Here is a 26,128-nt window from a genome sequence, read left to right on the forward strand (position 1 = left end):
ACCACTCATGCCGCCGGCGGGCGGCGGTGACCCGCGAATGGCATTGGACGCCGCTCCGACGTGCGGTGTCTCCTGTACTGCGGCTTGCAAGCCCCAGGTGATCCCGTCGACGCGAGCCGTTCCGGAACCGCTCCCGCCTCCTCATGGGCGGGCAGGCACGGCATCACCACGTTCGCCACGCCACGGAGCCGGGTGCACAGGCTGTGCGGGCAGTCGGTCGGTGCCCCGGGACTGTCCACGCGCAGGAGGCCAGAGACGCATGCAGGTTCTACTCGTGAACGCTCGCCGGTCGTCGTATTCCGGGGAGTCGATCTCAGCACCGCAGCTGGGGCTGCTCTCCCTGGCCGCGGTCCTCCGGGAAGGCACCTTCCACGACACCAAGGGCACCGATGTCCGTTTCATCGACGACCAACTGTTCGTCCTGCAAAGGCCGCTGGCCACACCGAACGAGTTCCTGCGCGGCCACAAGCCGGACATCGTGGGGATCCAGGTCCTCACCTCCAGTCTGAAGAACGGCATCAAGCTCGCCGCCGAGAGCCGCCGGCACCACCCGGGCGCGCTGGTCGTGTTCGGCGGCGTCGGCGCCACCCCGCTGGCACGGCAGCTCGTCGAGGACGGCGCCGCGGAGGTGGTGGTCAAGGGCGAGGGGGAGGTCACCTTCTCCCACCTGGTCCACGAGTACGGCACCAACGGCCGCAAGAACCTGCGCAAGATCCGCGGCATCGTCTTCCGCGACGAGGACGGCACCGTGGTCGAGACGCCGGCCGCACCACAGGTGATGCGTCTCGACAAGCTGCCCAAGCCGGCCCGGGACCTCGCGGACATGCAGTTGTACAACCAGATCTCCCGCGGCCGGTCCGGCAACCTCGTCACCAGCCGCGGCTGCTCGTACGCATGCGCCTACTGCTACTCCAAGCACCAGTGGGGAGTGGGGCAGCGCCGGCACAGCGCGGAGCGGGTGATCGACGAGATCCGCGAGCTGGTCGAGGTCCACGGATTCGACCGGATCCGCATCGAGGACGACGACTTCGTCGAGGACGTCCCGCGCATGCAGGAGCTGTGCCGGAGCATCGAGAAGTCGGGCCTGCAAGGCAAGTTCGAGTGGGAGGCCAAGGCCCGCCCCGACCTCATCGACGACGACATGGCCCGCATGCTGCGCGACTCCGGCTGCTTCCGGCTGCTGGTCGGTGTCGAGACCCTCGACTGGTCGCTGCTCAAGCGGCTCGGCCGGCCGGTCAAGGTCGACGTGACCGAGCGCGCGCTGAGCTCGCTGAGCAAGGCCGGGATCGGCGTGCAGGCCACTTTGATCCTCGGCATCCCGGGCGAGACCGACGAAGCGATGCGCTCGACCATCACGTGGCTCCAGTCGCGGCTCGGCGACAACCGGCACGACATCGTCTCGCCCTGCTTCTTCGTGCCCTTCCACCACGAGGTGGAGAAGGACATGGCGAAGCGGGTCGACTTCACCCTGGAGACCGACGACAGCGACTGCTTCACCGGCCACATCCCGGTGACGTCCAGCAAGGCCGCGTCCATCGACGAACTCTGGAAGCTGTACGACGACATGACTCCCACGCGTCGCGACGGCAAGTACAAGCGCATCGCGTACCTGGCCGACCTGAGCACCGTCCAGACCCGGCTCGGGCTGCTCGACGGCGGCGCGCCGCAGACGAAGGAGCCGGCCGCCCTGGTTCCGGAGGTCCAGTGATCGCGCCGACGGCGGCCCTGGACGCGGAGGTCCTGGACGTCCCGGCCCTGGACGGCTCGCGGCCGGTCATGTCGCACCGCCCGGACGTCCTGCACGACGGTGAGGGCGGGCCACTGGCCCGGCTGGGCTCCGCCGGCCGTCTCGCGCAGTTCCGGATGGCTGAGGAGGCGGGCCGGGCGGCCCGCCTCCTGCGCGGCATGGACGACACGGCCTGGTTCGGGCTGCTGCGCCGCGCCGGGGACCGTATCACCGCCCGGCTGGACACCGGTGACCTCGACCCGTGGCTGCGGGCGCTGTCCGCGGTGAGCGGCCTGCCGCACCGGCGGGCCGCCCGCGGCCTGCGCACGGCCGCCCAGGACCTCGCCCGCATGGAGGAGATCCTGGCCGCGCAGTCCCCCGACGGCACGGTGGCGGCCTACCGGACCGGCGGCAGCGACCCGCGGTGGAGCTGGCGCCCGGCGGGCCGGTCGGTGCTGGTGCGTCAGCCCGGCAACTTCCCGACCATCAACATCGAGTGGCTCCAGGCGCTGGCCGCGCGTCGTCCGGTGCTGCTGAGCACCGCGGCCGCCGATCCCTTCACTCCGGTCCTGCTCACCGAGGAGCTGTACGCGGCAGGGCTGCCCGAGCACGGTGTGTCCGTGGTGCACGGCGACGCACCCGCGCTGCGCCGGCTGGCCGACCAGGTGCTGTGGCCGGGCGAGGACGTGCCGGCGGACGTGCCGGCCGGGAAGGTGAAGACGTACCACTTCGGCCGCAGCCGGGCGGTGATCGGTGACCGGGTGCCGGACGACGCCTGGCAGCGGCTGGCCCGGGAGGCGTTCGCGGGCTGCGGCAGGCTCTGCGTCAACATCAGCTCCCTCGTCGTGCTGGGCGATCCGAAGGAGGCGGCCGAGGCGCTGGCCCATGAGTTCGCGGTCCGTCCGGTGCTGCCGCTGGACGATCCCCGGGCGGCGGTGCCCGCGTTCCCGGACCGGGCGGTGCGGGACGCGCTCGCGCTGCGGATCGAGAGGGAGGTCGCCGCCGGCGCGGTGGACGTCACCGCGGCCACGACCGGTGTGCCGCTGCGGGTGGACCTCGACGGCCGCGCCTTCCTGCGGCCCACGGTGCTGCTGGTGGACCCCGGGTCGCCGCTGTTCGGCACAGAACTTCCGTTCCCCTTCACGGCGGTGGCGCACGTGCCCCGGTCGAAGGCAGTCGCGGCGTGCGCCGGGTCCCTGATCGTGTCCGTCGTCGGCGAGGCCGACGGGCTGGTGCGGGCGCTCGCCGAGGAACCGGGCGTCGACAAGGTCTTCGCCGGCGACCGGTTCGACCGGGGTTACCACCCGTGCGACCCGCACGAGGGCCATCTCGCCGACTTCCTGTTCAAGAAGAAGGCCGTACTTCCGGGCACCTCCGCGTGACGGGCCCGGACGGCAACCAAGGAGAGGGACCCGTCATGCGCAGTCCGAGCGAGTCGAGCCTCCGTCCGATCACCGACGAGGACGTGCGCCGCCTCGTCCGCCTCCACTTCGATCCGCGGCACGGCACGCCGTACTGGCTGGAGCGCGACCGTCTCCAGGGCACCGGCGCCCTGGAGAAGGTGTACGGGCTCGCGGACGCCGTCGCCCTGATCGGGCTGCGTGACGGGCCGGACCAGATGCACTTCGAGGAGGCCGCGCGCCGGACCCCGCTGGAGAACTTCGTGCCACGCTCGGTGCTGGCCGAGGGCGGCCCGCTGTGGGCGGCGCAGACCGGCGGCACCACGGGACCGGCCAAGCACGGTACCTGGGGCAGCCGCTACTGGGAGGACATCCTCGCCTTCTCCGACGAGTTCCTGGACCTGCACGGCGTCCCGCGCGGGAAGAACTGGCTGTTCGTCGGGCCGATGGGCCCGCACACGACGGGCCGGCTGGTGGTCGCCTTCGCGGAGCGCCGCGGCGGGATGTGCTTCTCCATCGACCTCGACCCGAGGATCGTGAAGATCTTCGGCGAGGAAGGCATGACCGCCGCCTACGACCGCTACGTGGACCACATCTGGGCGCAGATCGCGGAAGTGGCCCGGTCCCAGGACATCGGCGTCCTGTTCTGCACCTCCCGGCTGCTGGAGATGCTGCCGGAGCGGCTCGGCACGGAGGCGCTGGCCGGGGTGGAGGCCATCGTGCACGCCGGCACCACCCTGGAGCCCGAAACGCACCGGCAACTGCGCGAGGACTTCTTCCCCGGCGTCCCGGTGGTCGGCATGTACGGCACGTCGACCACCGGCATCAGCTGGCAGAAGCCCTTCGAGGCGCAGGACGAGCACCGTGTGGTGTACGTGCCGTGCCAGCCGCACATCGCTCTCGACGTCGTCGACGAACGGGGGGAGGACGTGCCCTTCGGAGAGGAGGGCCGGGTGCGGGTCTGGCGGCTGACGGACGACGCCCTGCTGCCCGGCTTCTGGGAGCGGGACCGGGCCCGTCGGGTCCGCCCCTACGGGGTCGCGGCCGAACGCTATCCGTGGCCGTGGGTGGGAGATCCGTACAGCCCCGAGTTCACCGAGGGACGCCGCGTAGAGGGGGTCTACTGACATGGCCGGATTCATATTGTCCAGCAGTCCGAACGGCGGCACCGAGGTCGGCCTCCTCGGCGAGGGCCGGGGCATGGACGTCATGGTGCGGCGCGACGGCACGGACATCCTCGTGGTCCAGGGCGACCGGCTCTCCGAGGAGGAACCGCCGGAACACGCGCCGCTCGCCGACCTGGTGGCCTGGGCCGAGCGACGTCACAGCCGCTACTGCGCCGTCCTGGTCCGCGAGGGCCGGGCCATCCTGTGGAGCGACATCGGCGCGACCTGCCCGCTGCACTGGGCGCGGGCCGACGGGGCACTCCTCGTCGGTACGTCGGCCGGTGCACTGCTCCCGCGTCTCGGCGGCCCCGTGGTGCTGGGCGACGCCGAACGGTCGCTGTTGCCCGGCGGCCGGTTCGCCGGGGTCACGGCGGTTCCCGCGAACAGCGCGGTGACCGTGGTGGTGGACGCCTACGGCGACGACCCCGTGTCGGTACGCCGGCTCGCTCGGCTGCCGGAGCGGCCCTCGGTGACGGACCCGGACCAGGCGGTGCGGACCGTCCGGACGGTGCTGGGCGCGTCCGTCGCACGACTGGCCGCGGGTGCGGACGAGATAGGCGTCTCGCTCAGCGGCGGGGTCGACTCCTCCACGGTCGCGGCGCTCGCGGTGCGGGAAGCGGGCGCGTCGGCGGTGCGCACGTACACGGTGGGCACGCCGTTCGGCGACGAGTTCGCACAGGCGGCGTGGCTGGCGGACCGGCTGGGCACCAAGCACGAGGAGGTGCTCTTCGGTCCGGACCAGCTCGCCGAGATGCTGCCCGGCATGATCCGCGCGCTGGAGACCTGGGACGCGCTCACCCTGCAGATCGCCGCACCCGCCTGCTTCCTGCAGGACCACATCGCCACCGACAGCCGCCAGGTGCTGCTGTCCGGGTACGGGGCGGACCTGCTGTTCGCGGGGCTCGGCGGCACCGGGGGCGAGGAGGCCGTCGAGCGTGCGGTCGTCGCCCAGACCTCCGCGACCGCGCGCAGCAACGAGTTCCACCCCGCCTTCGCCGACGACCGCCACACCGCGGTACGCCACCCGTACTGGTCGCGGGAGGTGATGGCCGCGGCCCTGGACATCCGCGGACGGCTCAAGGTCCGTGAGGGAACGGCGAAGTGGGTGCTGCGCACCGCCGCCGCCGACATCCTGCCGGCGGAGGTGGCCTGGCGGCCCAAGCGCGGCATCCACGAGGGAACCGCGATGAGCCGGATGTTCGCCGCCGCGCTGGGCAGCGACGACCTCGCCGTCCAGGCCGGGCGGCTGTACGGGATCGCCACCGAGGTCTTCCGGAGCGGCGGGCCGGAGACCGGACATGGCGACGCGGACCGGGACCGACGTCTGGGAGGCATGCGATGAGGGTTCTGCTGGTATGGCCTCGAAACGAACGGGCTCTCCTCAGCGACCGGCTGAGCTGCTGCGAACCGTTGCCGCTCGAATACCTCGGTGGCGCTCTGCGCGGCCACCACGACGTGACGATCCACGACCTGCGCCTGGATGAGCCGCTGGACCGCTACGCTGCGACGCACGAGCCGCCGGACCTGGTGGGCGTGGCCATCCCGTACACCACCAGCGTCCGGGTGTCACGCGAGGTGAGCCGTGAGGCCCGCCGCCTGTGGCCGGACGTGCCGATCGTGCTCGGCGGCCACCACCCGACGGTCTCGGCCGAGTGGCTCGACGGCTTCGCCGCCGACTGGGTGGTGGCGGGCGAGGGCGGCGCCCCGCTGAACCGGCTGGCCGCGGACCTCGAGGCGGGCCGCACCCCGCAGGCGGGGCGAGGGCTCGCGCCGTACGACGCCCGCACCGGCCTGGAGCGCGACCGGCGGCCCCGCCCCGCGGCGCTCAACGACCTGCCGATGCCCGACCGCTCGCTGCTCGCCCACCACCGGCAGGACTACTTCCACTCGATCTACCGGCCGGTGTCCCTGATCCGGTTCACCGCGGGCTGTCCGTACACCTGCAAGTTCTGTTCGCTGTGGCGGATGACGGACCGGCGCTACCTGGTCAAGGACATCGACCGGGTCCTCGCCGAGATCGCCGACATCGACGGCGACAACCTCTACGTCGTGGACGACGAGGCGTTCATCCAGCCCGCGCGCATGCTCGAGCTCGCCGACGCCATCGACAAGGCCGGTTTCCGCAAGCGGTTCCACATGTACATACGCACCGACACCGCGCTGCGCCGGCCCGACGTCATCGCCCGCTGGGCGGAGATCGGCCTGGACTCGGTCCTGGTCGGGGCCGAGTCGATGACCGACGACGAACTGTCCGGCTACCGCAAGGGCACCGACGCCGACCAGACCCGGCGGGCCCTCGAGCTCTTCCACACCAACCAGGTGAAGGTGCGGGCCAATTTCATCGTCCAGCCCAACTGGGTCGGCGAGGACTTCGCACGGCTCGGCCGGACCATCGAGGAGCTGCAGGTGGACATGCCGAGCTTCTCCGTGCTGACCCCGCTGCCCGGCACGGACCTGTACGACGAGAGCCGGGACCAGCACATCAGCGACGACCCCGAACTCTTCGACTGCTACCACTCGCTCTTCCCGACGAAGCTGCCGCTGGAGGACTTCTACCACCGGCTCGCCGACCTGTTGGCGGGAGCGAGTGCCCGCCCCGCCCCGGGCGTCGCCTCCGGCCAGGACCCGTCCGTCTTCTACTACTCCGACAACAGCGCCTTCGACGAGATGCTCAGTGGCATCCGCCTCGCCGCCGGGCCGGGCCGGGACCGGGCGCCGGAGCCGGAGCGTGTCCCGAGCACCAGCTGACCCCGTCCCCTCCCCCGCCCGGCGACGCCGGTGCCGTACCGCCGCTGAGCAGACCCGACCACGAGGAGCCGTGACCCGAGCATGTCCGCCGAATCCTCCCGCCGCCGCAAGGTGTACTTCATCGGCCTGAACGCGGTGCCCTTCCTCCCCCTGGTCGCCGGCCTGCTGCGCACGTACGCGGAACAGGACGAACGCATCGCGGCCTCCTACGACTTCCAGGAGCCGCTGTTCCTCGTCGCCCCCGTGCAGGAGATGGCGGACGGCATCACGGAACCGGACGTCCTCGCACTGTCCTGCTACGTGTGGAACTTCCGCCGGCAGATGAAGGTGGCGAAGATCCTCAAGGAGCGCTATCCGGACATGCTCGTGGTGGCCGGAGGGCCGCACGTGCCGGACCGGGTGGGCGACTTCTTCACGCACCACCCCTACGTCGACGTCCTGGCGCACGGTGAGGGCGAGGTGGCCTTCCGGGAACTGCTCTCCGCGCGGCTCTCGGACCGCCCCGACTACACCCGCGTGCCCGGTGTGACGGTGAGGCAGGGCGACGACCCGGTCGCCGGCCCGCCCGCCAAGCGGCTGCCGCGGCGGATCGAGACCCCGAGTCCTTACCTGAACGGGGTCATGGACGGGGCCGTGCAAACCTGCCGGGAGCGCGGCCTGCGCTTCTACGCGTTGTGGGAGACCAACCGTGGCTGCCCGTACTCCTGCGCCTTCTGCGACTGGGGCTCGGCGACGATGAGCGCCCTGCGGATGTTCGAGGAGGACCGCCTCCAGCACGAGATCGAGTGGTTCGCCCGCAACGACGTGGAGGACCTGTTCATCTGCGACGCCAACTTCGGCATCATGCCCCGCGACCTGGAGATCGCGCACGCGCTGGCGGAGGCCCGCACGGAGGCGGGCTCGCCCAAGCAGATCCGGGTCAACTTCGCCAAGAACTCCAACGACCGGGTCTTCGACATCAGCAAGGCCTGGCACGACGCGGACCTGCTGATGGGCACCACGCTGTCCATGCAGAGCACCGACATGGACGTCCTGGAGGCCATCGACCGCAAGAACATCGGCCTCGACAACTACCGCAAACTGCAGCAGCGGTACGCCGTCGAGAACATCCACACCTACACCGAGCTGATCCTGGGACTGCCGCTGGAGACCGCTCGCACCTTCCGCGACGGCATCGGCTCCCTGCTGGAGGCCGGCAATCACGAGGACCTCCGCGTCTACGAATTCGGCATCCTGCCCAACGCGCCGATCAACACGCCGGAGAAGATCGCCGGTTACGGCCTGCGCACGGTACCCAAGCGCCTCTACAACGAGCGGCCGGGCACCCCCGACGACGAGGCGGAGAGCATGGACATGGTCATGGAGACCAGCGCCATGCCCCGTGACGAGTGGGTCGAGTCCTTCGCCTTCGTGCAGGCGGTGCAGTTCCTGCACAACGGCTGTTACACCCGCTACCTGTCGATCTATCTCCGGCAGGAGCACGGGATCGGCTACACGGCCTTCTACGAGGGGCTGCAGAACCACTTCACCGCCCAGCCCACCAGCTTCGTCGGCTCCCTCTACCTGCGCATGCGCAGCCTGTACCAGGACTACATCGACATCCCGACGCTGCCGCTGGCCAACCTGGTCGCCAGCCAGCCCGACCTGGCCGCCCACCTCGCCCCGTACGGCAGACGACGGGGCTGGACGATCGACAACTGGGGCTGGCTGCGGGTGGCCACGGAGTTCGACAGGTTCCACGCCGAACTGGGCGACTACCTCCGCACCCTGGGACTCGACCCCGACCAGGACACGCGGCTGCGCGACGTGCTGCGCTTCCAGCGTGACGTCATGCTGCGCCCGGACTACGACCCGCAGCACGCCAAGTCCGCCGAGTACGACCACGACTGGCCGCACTACTTCGGCGGCGGCCCGCTGCGCGCGCGCCGCGTCCGGGTGGACTACACCGACCAGCAGTTCGGGGCGAACGGCCGCTTCCGCCCGGCTCCGGATGACCTGAAGGCGTTCGCACTGGCGGCGATCGGCCCGAGCTATCCGGTCTCGCGCATCGGCCACTACCGGCACCGCTTCGAGTCCGCCGAGGTGACGCCCCTGGCGGAGCCGGCGCTCAGCGAGCAGAGGTGACCGCGGGCCCCGACGCTCCGGCCGATGCCCTGCCGCACCGGGCGGCACTGGCCGTGCTCGCCGGGGCCTGCGGCCTGTTCGCGTTGCTTCAGCTGGGTGTGGCGACCCTGCTGCCACAGATCCAGAGAGCGTTCGACGTGTCCGGCTCGGACGCCGCGTGGGTGGTTTCCGGACACCTGCTCGTCGGCTGTGTCGCCACCCCCGTGGTGAGTCGGCTGGGCGACCTGTACGGCCGGCGCGCGGTCCTGCTGTGCGTCCTGGCCGTGGTGGCGGTGGCGTCCGTGGTGTCGGCGCTCACCGGGTCGTTCACCGTGCTGCTCGTCGCGCGCCTGGTGCAGGGTGTGGCCGCCGGTCTCTTCCCCCTGTGTGTCGGCCTGCTGCGGGAGGGCTTCCCCCACCGGTCGCTGTCCGGCCCGTCGGGCCTGCTGTCCGCCTCCTTCGGCACCGGTGGCGGTGTCGGCATCGTACTGGCGGGCCTGTCCGGCGGTGGCCTCCCGGCCGTGCGCTGGCTGTTCGCGGCAGCCGCGCTCCTCGCCGCGGTGCTGCTGGCGGCGGGCGCCCTGGTGCTGCCGGAGACCCCGCGCCGGCCGGCCACCCGCATCGACGTACCCGGGCTGCTGCTCCTCGGCACCGTCAGCACCTCCCTGCTGCTGGCACTGACCCGGTACGGCCAGGAGGGCCTCGGCTCGGTCACCGGTGCGGTGCTGCTGGCGGTCGCGGCGGCGGGCTGCGCCCTCCTGCTCCGGGTGGAGCGCCGGTCACCCGAACCGGTGCTGGACATGCGGCTGATGTCGCGCCGGCCTCTCCTCTGCCTGAACCTGGTCAGCCTGCTGACCGGGGTGGTGATGTTCCAGATCGGTGTGCTCGCGCCCGCCCTGGTGTCCGCCCCCCGCGACACGGGCTACGGGCTCGGCGCGGGCGGTGCCGTCCTGACCCTGGTCATGCTGCCCATGCAGCTCGGCGCACTGTCCGGTGGGCTGCTGTCCGGCTGGCTACGGGAGTCGGGGCGGCTGACCGCCCGTACGTTGATGGGCACGAGCACGGTCCTGTTCGCGGCCGGTCCCGTCGTGTTCGCCCTCCTGCCCTCCGGCGCCGCGGGCCTGGCCCTGGGCACGGCCCTGAACGGCCTGGCCACCGGCCTGCTGGGAGGGGCCATGGCGGAACTGCTGGTGCAGGCCTCGCCGAGCGGGTCGACCGCGGTGACGGTCGGCATGAACGGCGTGCTGCGCAACCTCGGCGGAGCCTTCGGGGTACAGGTCGGTGCCATGGTGCTGGCGGTCACGGGCGGTGCGTCCGGCCATCCCTCGGCCGCCGCGTACGGCACCGTCTTCGCCGGTTCGGCCGTGCTGGCCCTCGTCGCGGTGGGAGCGGCGTTCCTCTTCCCCCGTTCACCCGTGTCCCGGCAGGACGTTCAGGTGCCGCCCGGCCACACCTCCCGTCCGATCCGGCCAACCACCTGAAGGCCGGGTTCCGCGGGGCCGCCGCCGACCTACCGTGGACCGGGTTCCACGCGGAATCGGTGGGCACGCCCCGTCACGGCGTGCCGGCCCGGGCCGCGCCGTGGGAGAGAGGAGAGCCGGATGTTCGACCTGCGCCGTTCGGACGTGGTACTGCTGCAGGCGGTGGCGGAGCACGGCAGTCTGCATGCGGTCGAGCGGGACGGCAGGATGACGCAGTCGTCCGCCAGCCGTCGGCTCGTCAGACTCGAACGCCGGCTGCGCACCCTGCTGGTGACCCGCGGTGCCACCGGTACCGAGCCCACCGAGGCCGGGCACGCCCTCCTGCACGTCGGGCGGCGGCTGCTGGCCGCGATCGACTTCGCGATCGCCACCACCCACCACGAGGCCGACGCGGGGATCCGGCTGCCCGTGGTGGAGTTCGCGGTGGGAACGGAGTGGGCGTACGGCCTCGACCAGCAGCTGGCCGGACGATTCCCGGACGTGGTGTTCGACATAGTGCCGGACGACTGTCACCGGGTCTGGCAGCGGTTCGAACGGTACGCCGCCGACGCGGCCCTCGGCTGGGAGACGGCGCGGCGGCCGGTGGCGCGGCGCGACGGGGTCCTGATCCGGACCGTCGCCGAGGAGCCCCAGCAGATCGCCCTGCCCCTCGGGCATCCTCTCGCCGCGCAGGAGATCCTGGACCTGCGTGACCTCGCCCGCACGGAATGGGTGGCCGTGGTCGGCGGCGACTCCGGTGACGACCAGGGCTGGGCACTCTCCCGGCTCACGCCGGTTCCGCCGGTCAGCTTCACGGTGCGCTCCCAGGGGGCTGCCCTCGACCTGGTGCGCCGTGGGTACGGCATCGCGATGGTCTCTCCCTCGTCCCTCGGCGGGAGCGCCGGGCCGGGCGTGGTGCTGCGCCCGCTGCGACAGAAGTTCGTCCGCAGGCTGCGGCTGGCGGTCGACCCGCTGGCGATCCCGGAGCCGCTCGCCGAGGACCTGTGCGCCTGGCTGCGCCGTCGGTACGTGCTGCGGACGACGGCACACGGCACCCCGCCGGCGGCCGCCTGCCGGGACCAGGCTCAGGGCAGCGGGGACCGCTCCGGCCCGGCCACCGGCGGGTGCGCGGTTCCCCCGCCGGTCCTGCTGTCCGAGTTGCGCTGGTCCCCGGCGGACCGCTGCGCCGGCTTCGAGCCGGAGCACCTGCACCTGCTCCGGGTGATCGGCCGGACCGGCAGTCTCAACCAGGCGGCTTCGGCCCTGCTGGTCACCCAGCCCGCGCTGACCCGCCGGATCCACCGGCTCGAAGCGAGCTGCGGCCTGCCGCTGGTGCACCGCACGGCCCGCGGCACCTCGCTTTCGGCCACCGCGCGTCGGCTGCTGGCCTGCACGGGCCCGGCCGAGCACCGGCTCGACGCCCTGGTGAACCACCTGCGCGAAGGCGACGCCGCTCCCGTCCCCGCGCCCGGCAGGCCGCCTGCCGAGGCGGGTGCCGGAACGGCCCGTTCCCCGCTCAGTGTCCGGACGGCACCCCGCTGAGATGCTCCAGGACGGCCTGGCGTCCGGCGGGAGCCAGCAGGGACGCCAGGGCGAGGGCCGTCTCCCGCGGTGTCCGGTGGTGGACACCGGCCATCCCGAGTGCGCGGGCGGCCCGGACGTTGCGTCCGAGGTCGTCCACCAGGACGCATTCCTCGGGCCGACGGCCCAGCAGCCGGGCGGTGTGCCGGAAGATCTCCGGATCCGGCTTGCGCAGGCCCACCTCGCAGGAGATCACGACGGCGTCGAACAACTCGTCCCAGCCGCGCCGGTCGTACGTGTGTCCCCAGGAGTTGGACAGCAGTGCGACCTTCAGGCCCGCGTCGCGCAGCACCCGTAGCAGGCCCACCATGACCGGCTCCTCGGTGAACGGCGCGAACATCCGTTCCACCAGGCCCTCCGCGACGGGGTTCGAGCCGTCGGACCGGCGGACCAGGGCGGCCAGCGTCGCCTCGAATTCGGCCACCGGCAGCTCGCCCCGCTCCACCAGGTGGAACTGCCGCGCCTGAGGACCGGGCACCGCCCGCGGCCCCAGAAGCCGCCCCAGAGCGGCGTGGAACTCCGCGGCGTCCACCCCCTCGGCGTCCGCCCACACGGCGATGCCGTCGGCGAAGGACCGGGTGAGGACCCCGCCCCAGTCGACGACGATCCCCGACACCTCTGCCACGGTTTCCCCCTCGACTCGGGCAACGGGGCCGGCATGCCCCTGCTGGTCCTGGTCCAGGATGCCCGCCTCGCCGGACGGCCGCAGCCCGCTCCTCCCCATCCGTCCTATGCCTTTTGAGACGTGCGTCGATCCGTCTGGGCGGAGGCGTTGCCGCCGTCCGGAGCAGCGGCACATAGTCGAGCGGTAGGGCATCGTGCGGCAGCAGGCTCACGCGTACCGGAGGGTGACACGGATGCAGCTCGGTCGGCCGGTGGAAGAACTCGTCCGCGAACTGGACGAGCGTGGGTTCGTCCCACTCGACGGTCTCGTCCCCGAACCGGTCCTGGAGATCATGCGCCGCGGCTGCGACGACCTGATCGAGCGGACCCGGCGCATGCGCCACAGCACCCAGGGCTGGCAGTTGGAGGCCGAGGGAGAGGGCGGGGGCTGGGCGGCCCGCGCCGGGGGGAGGGAGGGCATTCCCGGCAAGGTGCGGGTGGTGGGCCGTGCCCACGATCACTCCCCGGACCTCGCCAAGGTCCCCGGACTGCTCGGTCTCAACGAGAACGTGGTGGAGCCGCTGCACGGTCTGCGCGGCGACTTCTACAACAGCTATCTGTGGGCCAAGCCGTCGGAGGTCGGCTCGGAGAAGCCCTGGCACCAGGACGCCCTCTTTCTCAAGGAGGAGTTCTACGAGACCTACGAGGACGTCTTCACCATCTGGATCGCCGTGGACGACGCCCGCGAGGACAACGGCTGCCTCCGCTTCCTGCCCGGCTCCCACCGCGGTCGTGTCCTGCAGGAGCCGCACGGCATCGACCGTGAGGACCTGTTCGCCTCCCCGCGCGAACCCTCACTGGACATCGGCCGGCTGTGGCCCGGCCTGACGCCGGTCACCCTGCCCCGGCGCGCCGGTTCGGCTGTGCTCTTCGGGGCCTTCACCGCGCACACCTCCTCCGCCAACCGCACCGAGGACCAGCGGCGGGCCGTCAGTTACGTCTACTCGCTGCCGCGCCGCCGTGGCACCGCGGGAGGTGGGCGGTGACGGCTGCGGTCCCGGAAGAGTCCGTCGGTACGGCCGCGCGGGCCCGCCGGACGCCGGACCTGCGCACGCTCGACCCCGCGGTCCACACCGACACCGTCTGGAGGCTGGCCCGTGCCCGGGACCTGGCAGCCCTGGGCCGGGTGGAGGTGACACGGGGGTGGATCGAGGGAAGGCTCACGGCCCCCGGCGCGGATCCCGCGCGTGACGCACGGCTGTGCCTGGGGCCCGGCGGGGACGTGGTCGGCGCCGCGTGGGCCGGCCGCACCTCGGGTGTGGCCGGCTGGGTCGTCGAGCTGGTCCTGGGCCCACGGGCCACCCGGGCCGACGGGACCGGGCTGCTCGACTTCGCCGTCACGCGCTGCCGCGAGTCGCTCGGCGGTCCGGACGGCGCGGAGCAGGCGACGCTGTCCTGCTTCGTCTCGGAGGGCGAGCACACCACCCGTGCGGCACTGCGGGACCACGGCTTCGGCTCGCCCCGGGCCTACCATCGCATGTCGGTCGCACTGGACGGTCCCCTCCCGCCCGTTCCCGCGGTTCCCGGCGCGGTGGTGCGCCCGCTGCGCGAGGAGGCGGACCTGCGTGCCTTCCACCGTGCGAAGAACCAGGCGTACGCCGCCGAGGAGGCCGGCAAGGAGGAGGACTCCTTCGACGCCTGGGCACGGTGGTTCCGGTCCGACCCGGGAGTCGACCCGGAGCAGTGCGCGCTGCTCGAACTCGACGACCGCGTCGTGGGGTTCGTGAACATCACCGACCGGATGCTGGACAGCCGGGGTGTGGCCTACGTGCGACAGCTCGGCATCGACCCGTCGGTGCGCGGCAGGAGGCTGGGAGCCGTACTGCTGAGGTGGGCGCTGGGCGAGGCACGGCGCCGGGGCCGGACCGGGATGGTCCTCACCGTGGACCGGGAGAACGTCCGGGCACGTGCTCTGTACCGGCGGCTCGGATGGCGGGTGGAGTCCCGCTGGGACGACGTCCGGCGCACCGTCGCCCTGCGGCGCGGCGGCCATGACTGAGCAGGAGGCCGCCGGGCCGGTCCCGCCCCGTTCAGTCCTTCCCGATGATGCGCCGCATCCGGGCCTGGGCCTCGCCCGCCCTGAAGGCCCTGCGGTGCGACTCCTTGGCCTCGGTCCGTACGCGCTCCAGTCCCTCCACGAACGGCGCGTTCACCCGTGGCCGGGTCCCCTGCACCGCGGCCGGGGTGTAACCGGCGATGGTACGGGCCAGTTCGACGGCGCGGTCCAGCACCTCCTGGGAGGGGCGCACCTCATGGAGCAGACCGTCCTCGAGCGCCCGGCCGGCCGGCCACTCCTCGCAGGTGTAGAGCATCCGCTGCATGACAGAGGTGCCGACGGTGTACCGCAGCATGAACCCGCCGAAGTTGCAGGCGATACCGACCCGCAGCTCCGGCATCACCAGACGGGCGGTGTCCGCGGCCACGCGGTAGTCGCAGCAGAGGGCGATCTGCAGGCCGATTCCGATGGCGTAGCCGTCGATGGCGGCCACCACCGGCTTGGAGATGCCCGCGATCGCCGTGTAGAGATCGGTGATGTCGTCGATCCAGTCGTTCACCTCGTCCCCGCCGGTGAACGCGGAGACCTCGTTGAAGTCGCCGCCGACGCCGAAGGAACGGCCGGACCCGCCGTGGAGCACGACGGTGCGGACGGAGGCGTCCTTGTCGATGTCGTGCATCAGCGCGGTCAGTTCCTGCATCCGGGCGCGGCTGAACGGATTCTGTTCGTGCGCCCCGGAAAACTCCACCAGAACGACTCCGTCGCCGATGTGCGAGCATCCGACGGATGTGCGGATTTTTTGGGAGGACTGGAGCGGGACCGACATCGTCGACCTCTTTTCTCGCTCTTTCGGATTACCTTCAGAACCCGATCGCCGATGCACACTAGGCGCGTCGCACAGGCCGGGTCAATCACCGTTCCGGCCAGCGGTCACGTCACTCGGACATTCCTGACGGAATCGCCTTGCGGGACCCCTTTCCGGGGAATCACGAGAGCCGAAGAAGAGCCACGGAAGAGGATTCGGAAGAATGCGTGAAAAGGATCTACAGGTGCCGCTGACCGTAGTTCTGGGTACGGGACGCTGTGGGTCGACGATGTTGTCCGACCTGGTGAACCAGCACCCCGGAGCTCTCAGCCTGAGCGAGTTCTTCGCCTGCCTCGACCCGGGCGTCTTCCCCGAGGGCACATTGGACGGGCCGGCCTTCTGGAAACTCCTCGGCACCCCGCGCCTGAAGCCGAACGTACTCATGAGTCGTGGGGTAACGGTGCCGGAATACCGGTATCCGATCGGCTCGGGCCGTTATGCGGCTGGTGAAGTGCCCGCCATCAGCCTGATGACCCTGCCACCGCTCACCGACGATCCGGACGGACTGTACGACCGAATACGGGACGAGGTGACCGGCTGGCCCCCGGCACCGGTTTCCGGCCAGTACCTGCGGCTCTTCTCCTGGTGGGCGTCCTCGTGTGGCCGGGAGGTCGTCGTGGAGCGCTCCGGAGCGTCACTGCGGTTTCTTCCGGAGCTGCTCACACACTTTCCCGCGGCGCGATTCGTCCACGTGCACAGGGACGGCCCGGACTCCGCGGTGTCGATGAGCCGCCACCCGTTGTTCCGGCTGGGGGTGCTGATCGGGGACATGCGCGCGGAGCTGGGCGTGGACCCCTACCGGAGCCCTGACCCCCGGCACGCGGAGCTGCTCCCCGAGCGGCTGCGCCCGTTCGCCCCCGACAGCCTGGACGCTGCGGCACTCGCGGACACCGACATCCCCCTGGTCCGGTTCGGTGACATGTGGTCGCGGGCCACGGGTGCGCTCCGGCATCTCGCCGGGCTGCCGCCGGAGCGGCTGCTGCACCTCTCCTACGACGCCGTGGTGGCCGGTCCGGTGCCGCAACTGACCAGGTTCGGACGCTTCGTGGGCCTCGCCGAGCCGCAGAGGTGGGCCGAGCGGGTCGCGGGGCAGGTCGACCGGAAGCGGGCGGGCGCCGCGGCCCGGCTCTCCGCCCGGCAGGCGGAGGAACTCCGCCTGGCCTGCGCCCCCGGCACCCGGCGCCTCACCGCACTCCTCGGCGGGACGACGGATGCCGCTCCCTGACCGCACTCCTCGCGACGTCCCGCGGCCGGCGTGGCACAGGGGCTCCGGCGGATCGCCGCGGGTCAGTCCGAGCTCATGCGCTCATCGTCTCCCAGCAGCCTGAGGGCGAGTACGGCAGCGTGCTGTTCCGGATCGAGCCCGAGGGAGTCGCCCGGCGCGTGTTCGATGTCGCGCCGGTCGAGACGGCGCTGTGCGTCTGCCCATGTGTGTAACGCGCTCCGGGCATCGTCGCAGGTGACGCCCAGCGCGGTGGCCACCTCGCTCCAGGTGGCGCCCAGTTCGATCGCCTCGCGTATCCGGGCGCCACGCTCCCGCTCGACGTGTCGGTGCAGGGACTCGCGGAGGGCGATGGCCGCGATCGCGTCGACGGCGTCGCCGCGGCCCGCGTCACCTGGGGAGCCGGCGGGCAGGGCATTGTTCATCAAGCGGTTGTCGTGTTCGGTGAACTTCTCTACGTGCCAGGCGAGCGACGTGGTCACGGGGACGTCGTCGGGGCGTCGGACCGTCAGGGACTTCCACCGCTCGTACAAGGATGCGCTCATGGTTCCCCTCGCATCGGCCGGGCCCGTGGCGGCTCCGGCGGTCACGTAGTGGATCAGGGATGGTCCGACCACGGACCAGGCCTCGCGCGGTCCGGCCGGAGCCTTCGTCCCGGGCGCGACACGGATCGTCCCCACGCGCATTATCTCCAGATCACCTCGGCCGGACAACGTCACCCGGACGAGCGAGACCCCCTGCCCGGTGGTGAGCATCGATGTGATCGCGTAGCCGCGGCAGGGAGGCCGGCCCGCCGAGGAGGGCGAGGGCGAGACGGACCGGCGAGCCGGATGAGACGTGCGGGGTTCACCGACACCGCGGCGGGCAAGCGGTGTCCCCGGTGGCGTCCTCGTGCGTCGGTCCGTACCCACGACAGGAGTCCACACAGGAGAGGAACCCCGGCCGGCGCACGGCTGGGGTTCCTCGATGCGGTGAGTACCGGTCAGCAGGTGGTGTCGCCCGTCCCGTGAACCGGTCGTCCACGCGCCGGCAGACCGCACCGCATCGCGATCACCGTGGAGACGGCAGGTCAGCGCTGCAGGGTGAGGACACCCGGCCGCCACGGCAGTCGGTTGTATTCGCCGCCCGCGGCGGGGTCCTTGCCCTGGTAGAGGAACTGCAGGTTGCAGGGGTCGATGGTCATGGTCTGGTCGGGGTTGTCGCGGACCAGGTCACCGTGGCTGATGTCGTTGGTCCAGGTGGCGCCGCTGTTGGCCTTGCCCGCGAAGGGGTTGCTCTCGGCGGCGGCCTGCGGGGTCCACGACCCGTTCAGGCTGGAGGCCGTGAAGGAGCGGAAGTAGCGCCCGTTCGCGCCCATCGCCTCGACGATCATGAGGTACTGGTTCTGGCCCTGGACCTTGTAGACCTGTACGCCCTCGAAGAGGTTGGCCTTCGTGTCGCTCATGATCGTCGCGTACGACGAGCCGAAGTTGCCCGGGAAGTTCCCGATCGGCATGCTCGCCCGGTAGATCTTGCCGTTGTCACCGGCGAAGAACAGGTACATGTTCTGGCCGTCAGCGATCAGGGTCTGGTCGATCGGGCCGGTGTCGGAGCCGGAGATGCTGCCGGTGAACAGCGGCTGCGGCGAGGACCAGCCGTTGGGGTTGGTGGGGTCGCTCGACGTGCGGTAGACGAAGGGCGACGCACCCCACTGGTACGCCAGCACCCAGATGTTCTTGGGCGCGAAGTAGAACAGCGTGGGCGCCACCGCGGCCTGGCCCATCCCGGCCTGGCCGGCCGAAGCCATGTCCGACCAGTTCGTGAAGGGACCGAACGCCATCGAGCCGTACGAGGATCCCGACACGTTCGAGGCGTAGACCAGGTGCTTGCCGTTGTACATCACGCTGGTGAAGTCCTTCAGCGCGAGCCACCCGTTCGCCGGCTGCGCCAGGACGCCCGTCGACGTCCACCGGTACGTCGACGGGAGAGCACACGTGCCGCCGCCCGGCGGGGTCGACCCGGACGGGCCGGTCCACTTCTGGTTGCCGCCGCCGTTGCACGTCCACAGCTGTACCGCCGTGCCGTTGGCCGTACCGGCGCCCGCGACCTCCAGGCACAGCCCGGACTCCACGCCGACGACCGTACCGTCGGGGTTCACCCGCCACTGCTGGTTCGCGCCGCCGGAACAGGTCCAGATCTGCACCCGGGTCCCGGCCGTGGTGGCGTGGCCCGGAACATCCAGGCACGTGTCGCCGTACACGGTCAGCTGATTGCTGTCCGTCAACGTCCACTGCTGGTTGGTCCCGCCCCAGCAGTCGTAGATCTGCAGGTACGTGCCGTTGGTCCGGCCGGCGTCCGGCACATCGAGACACCGGCCCGAACCGACACCGCGTAAGGCACCACTGGTGGCTGCCTGAGCCGGGCCGGCGACGAGCATCGCCGCCAGCGTGGCCAAGGCCGCAACCGCGGCGGCCAGCACCACAGACAGACGTCTGTGGCTGAAACTCCTTCTGCGCATGGAGACTTCCCCATCCTTGAGCAACCGGTTCCGGTCGGCCCCGTCGGAGGCTTCCCGGACTGTCGTTGTGGTGCGGTCGGTAGCGGTCCGTGGTCACCGGACTGATCCCGTGTGGCTGCCTGGTCCGGCGAGACCGACCGGTGGCGCCCGGTGCCTCCGGGCTGTTGCGCGACGCACCGCGTACTCCGGAGCCGTTCGAGCCATGATCGAGACCGGGGCGCGCGCGGACTGTGCGGATCGGCTCGGTTCACGGCGTGGACAGCTCGCATCGCGTGACGCGGACCGGGCCGCCGAGCGCCTGGGGGGCGTGGTTGAAGAGGGCGAACCGGTATGCGATGAAGAACCACCAGTCGTGGCCCAGGGAGAAGCCGGGTCCGAGGCGGGAGGACGTGATGCCGTCGGTGCCGCGGGAGAAGGCCCCCGTGCGTGCCGGGCCGGGACGGATGTCCGCGCTCGGGAGCCGGCGCGCGGCGAGGCCAAAGAGTTGATACGACCATGACATATGCATAGCTGGCGCGCCCCTTGCGGCTCGACCGGTGCGGTAGGCAATGACCTGGAGGTCCCTGCTGTGCGAGTTGAGCGACTCCCATGCGTTCGTAATATCGAACACGCGTCGAAGTTTCGAGCAAACTGAATGATAGGGAATCGACGAACGGCGTCAATACCTCCCGCATGAGTCGCGCCTGAAAACGAAACATTCGTCGAGCCGATGGAAGCAGTAGGCGCAGGTCGAACCGATGTGACCGCCGATCTGGGCAATCGGAGCGGGGTCGATGCCGCAGAGGTGTCGACACCTCCGGCGAGGTCTCCAGATCCGTGACACCACAGCTTTCCGAACTATGTCCGAACTTTCGAACCGCTTCAGAGGGTCACCCGGAAGGGAGCCCCCCTGTGCCCGGACGATCAGGCGGGCGTCTCCTCCGCCTCCTCGCGACCCCGTGCTGACGGTCACCGCGACCGTGACCGCCTCCCCCACTCCCCCGCCACGGCCGCGCCGGGCGGCCCGGCGCTCACCCCGCCGCCGAGGTGGAACAGCTGGACAGCTTCGGCTGCGGGATGACCGAGGCCCAGGTCCGCCAGGCCGCCGATGCGATGGTGTCCTCGGGCATGCGGACGCCGGCTGCCGGGTACGTCGATGCCGATGGTCCTGAGCGACCGCGGGAGCCGGTGCCGGGAGCACTCCTCGGTGATCCGCCGCTCGGGACGACGGTCCGCGGGCAGGCCCAGGACGTCCTGGCGGACACGACCCGGGCCGCTCGCGCCGTCGCGCCCGTACACGCGGATGCGCAGGACCTCGTCGAGATGGCCGACGAGGTCGGGAGCCGCCAGGAACACGGCCGGCTCGCGACGGGTCTCCGGCCGGTCCGCAAACGACGCTTCACGGATACGTAATCAATCCGCGGCCGTCCTCAGTGCCAGTTCGAGCCCCTGGCGGGAGCGGGCTCCGCTCTTCTGGATCGCCCGGGCCACGTGCTGCTCGACGGTGCGCGGAGGCAGATGGAGCGTGGCGGCGATCTCCCGGTTGGTCATGCCGGCGGCGAGCTCGGCGACCTCCGCCTCTCGCGGCGAGAGCAGATCGCCGTACCGGGGGCGGCCGGGAGCCCGGGGCCCCTTCGCGGTTGGTGGCGGCGCAGTTCCGAGCGGGTGCGGGCGGCGTCCCACGTGGCTCCGAGCGTGTCGAAGGCCGCGGCGCACTCGGCGAGCACGGCAGCAGCTGGGCCGCTGTCGCCGTCGAGGGCGAGCGTGCAGCGGGAGCGTCCGCGCGAGTCGGTGCCGCCCCGCACCAGTCGCCCGCTGGCCGTGATCGCGCTGTCGGCCACTCCGCGTTCAGTGCCCCTCCTGCGTCGGCTGGCCCGGAATTTGGTCCGCGGCCGGCGGTTGTGCGACACGACCGAGGAGGCGCTCACCGTGATCGTCACGGAACTGGCGACCAACGCGGTCCTGCACAGTGGAAGCCCCGACCTCGCGGTGATGTTCGAGGCGGATGACACCTCGCTGACCGTCACGGTACGTGATGGCGGACACTGGCGGGCACGACCGACTCCACGCTGCGAGGGGGCGGACATGGACGCGGCGTTCGGCCGCGGCCTCTCCCTGGTCGACGCGTACTCCGTGGACACGTCGGTGCGGCGCTCCGCCGAGGGCACTGTGGTCCGCGCCGTCGTCGCCGTGTGAACGGGGCTGGGCGGCGCGTCGATTCCGGCCCGGCGCAACCGGTCGGTGTGAAGGCGGGTGCCACCATCGGGGGATGGACATGTCTGTACTCGGCCTCTCCGCTCGCCCGCTCGGCGGTGCGGCGCGAGTGGCATGACCGAGCACCACGCAATCTACCGGCCCCCGCCCGGGACAGCACGAGGAGTGAATCGCCCACCGTGACCGCCAGACCCACACCGTTCGACGAGCTCGACCGGAAGATCGTCGCGATGCTGATCGAGAACGCCCGTGCGAGTTTCGCCGAGATCGGTACGGCCGTCGGCCTGTCGGCCACCGCCGTCAAACGCCGGGTGGACCGGCTGCGCAAGGACGATGTGATCACGGGCTTCAGGGCCTCCGTCCGGCCCGCCGCGCTCGGCTGGCGTACGGAGGCGTACATCGAGGTGTACTGCGACAGCGCGGCACCGCCCCGGCGTCTCGCCGAGGTGGCCCGCAAGTACCCGGAGATCGCGGCGGCCATGACGGTGACCGGGGCAGCAGACGCGCTGCTGCACGTCAGGGCCACCGACGTCGGTCATTTCGAGGAGGTTCTGGAGCGGATCCGCAACGAACCCTTCGTCCGCAAGACGATCAGTTACATGGTGCTGTCCCACCTGCTGCCGGAGAGCCCGGAGGCGGGGGCCAGTGAGTCCGCGCCGGGCACCCACGCCGACGGTTTTCCGGGTGACGCAGCGATCACGCTCTGACGGGACGATCCACGCAGCGATCCTGCGTATGCACGCAGTTCTCCGTTCTTGTCGCGCCTACCGGCGTCTTTCTACGGTGGAACCACCCCCCATCGTCACCGCAGAAAGCGGAGGGACCCTCTGTGCGCGTAGGACCTGCCTCGCACATCCGTAGCCGCCCCCGGCGCTACGTCATGTGCGAGCCTCGCTATTTCGATGTGCGCTACGCCATCAACCCGTGGATGAACACCGACGATCCGGTCGATCTCACGCTCGCCCGTGATCAGTGGTCGACTCTCGTTCACACGTACCGCGAGCACGGCCACACGGTGGAGACGGTCCCTCCGGTGGAGGGCCTGCCCGACATGGTCTTCGCGGCGAACGCCGCCGTGGTCGTGGACGGCCGGGTCCTCGGCTCCTCCTTCCACGCGCCCGAGCGACGGCCGGAGTCTTCGGCGTACCGGACCTGGTTCAAGTCGGCCGGGTTCGACGTCCACCAGCCCGAGTCGGTCTGCGAGGGCGAGGGAGACCTGGTACCGGCCGGCCGCTTCGTGCTGGCGGGGACCGGCTTCCGTACGCACAGGGCCGCCCACCGCGAGGTGCAGGACTTCTTCGGCAGGCCGGTGATCAGCCTGGATCTGGTTGATCCCCGCTTCTACCACCTGGACACCGCGCTGTTCTTCCTCGGCGAGGAGGGGGGAGACTCGGAGGACGGGGACATCGCCTACTACCCGGAGGCGTTCTCCCCCGGCAGCATCGAGGTCCTCCGGCGGCTCTACCCGCGCGCGGTGATCGCCACCGAGGAGGACGCCCTCGCGTTCGGCCTCAACTCGGTCTCCGACGGCCGCCACGTCTTCGTCGCCCCGCAGGCCATCGGCCTCGTCGCTCAGCTCGCCCACCGTGGATACGTCCCCGTCCCCGTCGACCTCTCGGAGTTCCGCAAGGCGGGCGGAGGCATCAAGTGCTGCACCCAGGAGATCCGATCATGACCGGTCCCGCCACCCCTGTCCGCTCGTCCCCATCCGGGTCCGCGTCCGAGACGCGTTCGTCGGCGCGGCTGATCCGCGCCGAGGCCCCGGTGCTCGCGCACAACTACCACCCGCTGCCCGTGGTCGTCGCCCGCGCGGAAGGCGTCTGGGTCCAGGACGTCGAGGGCCGCCGGTATCTCGACATGCTGGCCGGCTACTCGGCGCTCAACTTCGGGCACCGCCACCCGGCACTCATCGAAGCGGCGCACCGCCAGCTCGACCAGCTCACTCTCACCTCGCGCGCCTTCCACAACGACCGGCTGGCCGGCTTCGCCGAGCGCCTGGCCGCGCTGACCGGCCTCGACATGGTGCTGCCGATGAACACCGGCGCCGAGGCCGTGGAGAGCGCGGTCAAGGTGGCCCGCAAGTGGGCGTACGAGGTCAAGCGCGTCGCACCGGACCGGGCCACGATCATCGTCGCCGACGGCAACTTCCACGGTCGCACGACGACCATCGTGAGCTTCTCGACGGACGAGACGGCACGCGCCGGTTTCGGGCCCTTCACGCCGGGCTTCCGTGTCGTCCCGTACAACGACCTCGCCGCGCTGGAAGCGGCCGTGGACGAGACGACGGCGGCCGTGCTGATCGAGCCCGTCCAGGGCGAAGCGGGCGTTCTCGTCCCCGACGAGGGCTACCTGGCCGGTGTCCGCGAACTGACCCGGCGCGCGGGGTGCCTCTTCATCGCAGACGAGATCCAGTCGGGTCTGGGACGTACGGGGCGGACGCTGGCCATCGACCACGAGTCGGTGGTGCCGGACATCCTGCTCCTGGGCAAGGCCCTGGGCGGCGGCATCGTTCCGGTCTCCGCGGTGGTCGCCCGCCGCGAGGTGCTCTCCGTGCTGCGGCCCGGTGAGCACGGCTCCACGTTCGGCGGCAACCCGCTGTCGGCGGCGGTCGGTTCGGCGGTCGTCGACCTGCTGGCGACCGGCGAGTTCCAGCGGCGGGCCGCCGAGCTCGGCGACGTACTGGACCGGGGCCTGGCCGCGCTCGGCGGCGCCGGCGTCACCTCCTACCGGGTCCGTGGGCTCTGGGCGGGTGTGGACATCGATCCCGCGCTCGGCACGGGGCGGCAGATCAGCGAACGGCTCCTCGCCGAAGGCGTACTGGTCAAGGACACCCATGGATCCACGATCCGGCTGGCGCCGCCGCTCACCATCACGCAGGAGGAACTGGAGTCCGCGCTCGCAACCCTGAAGAAGGTCCTGGCGTAGCCGGCACCCGACCGACGGCTCCGCTGCCGCGTGACCGGGCCACCTCGCCACCGCGGGGTGGCCCGGTCGGGCGGGCCGCCGGCCGCCGCGGCTCTGTACAACCGGCCGCGTTCGCCGACGACTTCCGCCGGCACGGCATCCGCCGCTGAACGGGCCGGGTCGGCGTGAGACCCGGGGTCCGGTGAGTCTCAGCCTGTGGTCGGGCCGGTCCAGTCCGTGGGGACGTGGCCGAGGCGGACCCGCTGCGGATGGTCGCCCACGGGGATCGAGGTGACCTTCTCGCCGGTGGCGAAGTCGATCGCCGTCACCTGGTCGGTGCCGCTCTCGGACACCACGCAGTGCTTGCCGTCTCCGCTGACGGTGGCCCAGTACGGCTTGGAGGCGGTGACGAGCGGGCCCTCCTGAAGCGTCTCGCGGTTCACGACGGTGACGTAGTCGTCCATGGTCCCGGCGATGCAGAGCTTGTCGCCCCGGGGGCTCATGGACATGCCGTGGTGACGGGAGTCGTTGACGTAGGTGGTGCGTTCGTCGCTGGTGTCCGGGTTCTTCGGCAGCGTCTTCACTCGGGTGATCGTGTCGTTGTGCACGTCGTACTCGACGAAGCCGTTGAAGAAGGAGACCTGGAAGTACATCTTCGACTCGTCGGGCGTGAAGGCGACGGGGCGCAGCGCGTCGGACAGGTCCTTGCGGCCGAAGGCGTCGAGCCGCTCGCGCATGTCGATGATCTTCTTGACCTCGAAGGTCTTCGCGTCGGCGACGGTGATGCGGCGGTCGCCCTTGGTGAAGTCCTGCCAGGGCGCGTCCATGTCGGTGTTGACCTCGCCGATGGCCATGTTCCAGAGGTACTTGCCGCCGTCGGTGTACACGTTCTCGTGCGGTTTGTCGCCCGTCTTGAAGCTGCCCGCCTCCTTGCCCGTCGCCATGTCGAGGACGTGCACGGTGTTGGAGATGGAGGAGGAGACGGCGACCTGGGTGCCGTCGGGGGAGACCGCCATGTGGTCGGAACGGAAACCGGACACCGGGAAACGCCAGTTGATCTCGCCGCTCTCCACGTCGATGGAGACCACGTCGGCGAAGCTCGGCCGGGAGGCGACGACGGACTTGCCGTCCTTCGTGGTGTACATGTCGTCGACGTACTGGTCGTGGCCCTCGCCCGGGCCGAGCCGGATACCGAGGAAGAAGGCGAGCTTGACGGGGTTGAGGTAGATCTCCCGCAGGCGCTCCTTCTTGTCGGGGATCATGTCGATCCGGCCGATCTTGGCGTAGTCGCCACGGGAGTTGATGACGTCGGCGGTGCCCTCCCAGTTGTTACCGACGAAGAACACCTCCTTGAGCTCCCCCGAGGTGGCTTCCCGGACCTGCGTCGGGGTCTCGCTCGCGGCGGCCGGGCCGGGGACGGTGGGCAGCGCGCCCGCGGTCAGTCCCGCGGCGACGAGGGCGGCCGCGCCGAGAGTGCGCCGGCGGTGAGGACGACGGGCAGGGGAACGCGTCACGGGGACTCCAGAGGCAGGGGTGGGCAGGCGGCGCGCCGTCAGGCAGGCCCGCATCTGTTACTGGAGGTAACGTAACCAGGAGAGGGGGAC

Annotated in this window: 20 protein-coding genes and 3 pseudogenes; 16 read left to right on the forward strand and 7 right to left on the reverse strand. The window is 71.2% G+C overall.

The window, feature by feature from the left end; all coding sequences use genetic code 11:
• Window positions 1-259 precede the first annotated feature (259 nt).
• The 8 genes from AB0F38_RS27230 to AB0F38_RS27265 all read left to right on the forward strand — a co-directional run bounded on the left by AB0F38_RS27230 (window position 260) and on the right by AB0F38_RS27265 (window position 12,145).
• On the forward strand, window positions 260-1,708 hold the full coding sequence (locus AB0F38_RS27230) for a radical SAM protein (protein ID WP_361898644.1): 1,449 nt from the start codon (window positions 260-262) through the stop codon (window positions 1,706-1,708).
• Window positions 1,705-3,108 (forward strand): oxidoreductase, encoded by a 1,404-nt coding sequence (locus AB0F38_RS27235; RefSeq protein ID WP_361898647.1) that lies wholly within the window; start codon window positions 1,705-1,707, stop codon window positions 3,106-3,108. The genes AB0F38_RS27230 and AB0F38_RS27235 overlap by 4 nt, the downstream gene beginning before the upstream one ends.
• Window positions 3,109-3,143: 35 nt before the next feature.
• The gene (locus AB0F38_RS27240; protein ID WP_361898650.1) at window positions 3,144-4,253 is read left to right on the forward strand and encodes an AMP-binding protein; all 1,110 of its coding nucleotides are present in this window, start codon (window positions 3,144-3,146) and stop codon (window positions 4,251-4,253) included.
• 1 nt (window position 4,254) lies between these two features.
• Window positions 4,255-5,634, forward strand: coding sequence for an asparagine synthase C-terminal domain-containing protein (locus AB0F38_RS27245; RefSeq protein ID WP_361898653.1), 1,380 nt, complete (start codon window positions 4,255-4,257; stop codon window positions 5,632-5,634).
• Window positions 5,631-7,040, forward strand: a complete 1,410-nt coding sequence (locus tag AB0F38_RS27250; protein WP_361898656.1) for a radical SAM protein — start codon at window positions 5,631-5,633, stop codon at window positions 7,038-7,040. The genes AB0F38_RS27245 and AB0F38_RS27250 overlap by 4 nt, the downstream gene beginning before the upstream one ends.
• An 81-nt stretch (window positions 7,041-7,121) precedes the next feature.
• Entirely contained in the window at window positions 7,122-9,164 is a 2,043-nt protein-coding gene (locus AB0F38_RS27255; RefSeq protein ID WP_361898659.1) for a cobalamin-dependent protein, read from the forward strand.
• Complete coding sequence (locus tag AB0F38_RS27260) at window positions 9,161-10,624, forward strand: MFS transporter (protein WP_361898662.1); 1,464 nt, start codon at window positions 9,161-9,163, stop codon at window positions 10,622-10,624. The genes AB0F38_RS27255 and AB0F38_RS27260 overlap by 4 nt, the downstream gene beginning before the upstream one ends.
• A gap of 120 nt (window positions 10,625-10,744) precedes the next feature.
• Window positions 10,745-12,145, forward strand: a complete 1,401-nt coding sequence (locus AB0F38_RS27265) for a LysR family transcriptional regulator (RefSeq protein ID WP_361898665.1) — start codon at window positions 10,745-10,747, stop codon at window positions 12,143-12,145.
• Here the strand turns inward: AB0F38_RS27265 and AB0F38_RS27270 are convergent.
• The gene (locus AB0F38_RS27270) at window positions 12,120-12,809 is read right to left on the reverse strand and encodes an HAD family phosphatase (protein ID WP_361898668.1); all 690 of its coding nucleotides are present in this window, start codon (window positions 12,807-12,809) and stop codon (window positions 12,120-12,122) included. The two genes, AB0F38_RS27265 and AB0F38_RS27270, sit on opposite strands and share 26 nt — an antisense overlap.
• 232 nt (window positions 12,810-13,041) lie before the next feature.
• On the opposite strand from AB0F38_RS27270, the gene AB0F38_RS27275 reads away from it, so the two are divergent.
• On the forward strand, window positions 13,042-13,833 hold the full coding sequence (locus tag AB0F38_RS27275; RefSeq protein ID WP_361898670.1) for a phytanoyl-CoA dioxygenase family protein: 792 nt from the start codon (window positions 13,042-13,044) through the stop codon (window positions 13,831-13,833).
• Window positions 13,830-14,846, forward strand: a complete 1,017-nt coding sequence (locus AB0F38_RS27280; RefSeq protein WP_361898673.1) for a GNAT family N-acetyltransferase — start codon at window positions 13,830-13,832, stop codon at window positions 14,844-14,846. Before AB0F38_RS27275 ends, AB0F38_RS27280 begins: the two co-directional genes overlap by 4 nt.
• A 31-nt stretch (window positions 14,847-14,877) precedes the next feature.
• Here AB0F38_RS27280 and AB0F38_RS27285 read toward each other — a convergent pair whose 3' ends face one another.
• Window positions 14,878-15,669 (reverse strand): enoyl-CoA hydratase/isomerase family protein, encoded by a 792-nt coding sequence (locus tag AB0F38_RS27285; protein ID WP_361898676.1) that lies wholly within the window; start codon window positions 15,667-15,669, stop codon window positions 14,878-14,880.
• Window positions 15,670-15,892: 223 nt separating this feature from the next.
• Between AB0F38_RS27285 and AB0F38_RS27290 the strand changes: the two genes are divergently transcribed.
• Window positions 15,893-16,933, forward strand: a complete 1,041-nt coding sequence (locus tag AB0F38_RS27290) for a hypothetical protein (RefSeq protein WP_361898679.1) — start codon at window positions 15,893-15,895, stop codon at window positions 16,931-16,933.
• A 62-nt stretch (window positions 16,934-16,995) separates the two neighbouring features.
• Here the strand turns inward: AB0F38_RS27290 and AB0F38_RS27295 are convergent, their stop codons facing one another.
• From AB0F38_RS27295 to AB0F38_RS27305, 3 genes and pseudogenes are all read right to left on the reverse strand, one after another.
• A complete protein-coding gene (locus AB0F38_RS27295; protein ID WP_361898681.1) occupies window positions 16,996-17,475 on the reverse strand; it encodes a hypothetical protein in 480 nt (159 codons plus the stop codon).
• A gap of 524 nt (window positions 17,476-17,999) precedes the next feature.
• Window positions 18,000-19,427, reverse strand: coding sequence for a non-reducing end alpha-L-arabinofuranosidase family hydrolase (locus AB0F38_RS27300; protein WP_361898684.1), 1,428 nt, complete (start codon window positions 19,425-19,427; stop codon window positions 18,000-18,002).
• A 247-nt stretch (window positions 19,428-19,674) separates the two neighbouring features.
• Window positions 19,675-19,881: pseudogene (locus AB0F38_RS27305) on the reverse strand (xylosidase); the annotation flags it as partial.
• 437 nt (window positions 19,882-20,318) lie between these two features.
• On the opposite strand from AB0F38_RS27305, the pseudogene AB0F38_RS27310 reads away from it, so the two are divergent.
• A pseudogene (locus AB0F38_RS27310) lies at window positions 20,319-20,540 on the forward strand (alpha-galactosidase); the annotation flags it as partial.
• 279 nt (window positions 20,541-20,819) lie between these two features.
• Here AB0F38_RS27310 and AB0F38_RS27315 read toward each other — a convergent pair.
• Window positions 20,820-21,100, reverse strand: a pseudogene (locus tag AB0F38_RS27315) (helix-turn-helix transcriptional regulator); the annotation flags it as partial.
• Between the two features lie 127 nt (window positions 21,101-21,227).
• Between AB0F38_RS27315 and AB0F38_RS27320 the strand changes: the two are divergent.
• The 4 genes from AB0F38_RS27320 (at window position 21,228) to rocD (ending at window position 24,545) form a co-directional block, all read left to right on the forward strand.
• Window positions 21,228-21,602 (forward strand): ATP-binding protein, encoded by a 375-nt coding sequence (locus AB0F38_RS27320; RefSeq protein WP_361898687.1) that lies wholly within the window; start codon window positions 21,228-21,230, stop codon window positions 21,600-21,602.
• Between the two features lie 197 nt (window positions 21,603-21,799).
• Window positions 21,800-22,327 carry an Lrp/AsnC family transcriptional regulator gene (locus tag AB0F38_RS27325; RefSeq protein WP_361898690.1) on the forward strand — a complete coding sequence of 176 codons (528 nt, stop codon included), beginning with the start codon at window positions 21,800-21,802 and terminating at the stop codon, window positions 22,325-22,327.
• Between the two features lie 173 nt (window positions 22,328-22,500).
• Window positions 22,501-23,295: a dimethylargininase gene (ddaH, locus tag AB0F38_RS27330; RefSeq protein ID WP_361898760.1), complete on the forward strand. Its 795-nt coding sequence runs from the start codon at window positions 22,501-22,503 to the stop codon at window positions 23,293-23,295.
• Entirely contained in the window at window positions 23,292-24,545 is a 1,254-nt protein-coding gene (gene rocD, locus AB0F38_RS27335) for an ornithine--oxo-acid transaminase (protein ID WP_361898693.1), read from the forward strand. Before ddaH ends, rocD begins: the two co-directional genes overlap by 4 nt.
• A gap of 188 nt (window positions 24,546-24,733) precedes the next feature.
• Here rocD and AB0F38_RS27340 read toward each other — a convergent pair whose 3' ends face one another.
• The gene (locus tag AB0F38_RS27340; RefSeq protein ID WP_361898696.1) at window positions 24,734-26,038 is read right to left on the reverse strand and encodes a YncE family protein; all 1,305 of its coding nucleotides are present in this window, start codon (window positions 26,036-26,038) and stop codon (window positions 24,734-24,736) included.
• Window positions 26,039-26,128 lie beyond the last annotated feature (90 nt).

The organism is Streptomyces sp. NPDC025273, from assembly GCF_040638585.1.
Taxonomy (GTDB): Bacteria; Actinomycetota; Actinomycetes; order Streptomycetales; family Streptomycetaceae; genus Streptomyces; species Streptomyces cinereorectus.

Coding starts and splice junctions, on each gene's coding strand:
- AB0F38_RS27230 (WP_361898644.1), top strand. CDS start 260: ATGCAGGTTCTACTCGTGAACGCTCGCCGGTCGTCGTATTCCGGGGAG.
- AB0F38_RS27240 (WP_361898650.1), top strand. CDS start 3,144: ATGCGCAGTCCGAGCGAGTCGAGCCTCCGTCCGATCACCGACGAGGAC.
- AB0F38_RS27245 (WP_361898653.1), top strand. CDS start 4,255: ATGGCCGGATTCATATTGTCCAGCAGTCCGAACGGCGGCACCGAGGTC.
- AB0F38_RS27250 (WP_361898656.1), top strand. CDS start 5,631: ATGAGGGTTCTGCTGGTATGGCCTCGAAACGAACGGGCTCTCCTCAGC.
- AB0F38_RS27255 (WP_361898659.1), top strand. CDS start 7,122: ATGTCCGCCGAATCCTCCCGCCGCCGCAAGGTGTACTTCATCGGCCTG.
- AB0F38_RS27265 (WP_361898665.1), top strand. CDS start 10,745: ATGTTCGACCTGCGCCGTTCGGACGTGGTACTGCTGCAGGCGGTGGCG.
- AB0F38_RS27275 (WP_361898670.1), top strand. CDS start 13,042: ATGCAGCTCGGTCGGCCGGTGGAAGAACTCGTCCGCGAACTGGACGAG.
- AB0F38_RS27285 (WP_361898676.1), bottom strand. CDS start 15,669: ATGTCGGTCCCGCTCCAGTCCTCCCAAAAAATCCGCACATCCGTCGGA.
- AB0F38_RS27295 (WP_361898681.1), bottom strand. CDS start 17,475: ATGAGCGCATCCTTGTACGAGCGGTGGAAGTCCCTGACGGTCCGACGC.
- AB0F38_RS27300 (WP_361898684.1), bottom strand. CDS start 19,427: ATGCGCAGAAGGAGTTTCAGCCACAGACGTCTGTCTGTGGTGCTGGCC.
- ddaH (WP_361898760.1), top strand. CDS start 22,501: ATGTGCGAGCCTCGCTATTTCGATGTGCGCTACGCCATCAACCCGTGG.
- rocD (WP_361898693.1), top strand. CDS start 23,292: ATGACCGGTCCCGCCACCCCTGTCCGCTCGTCCCCATCCGGGTCCGCG.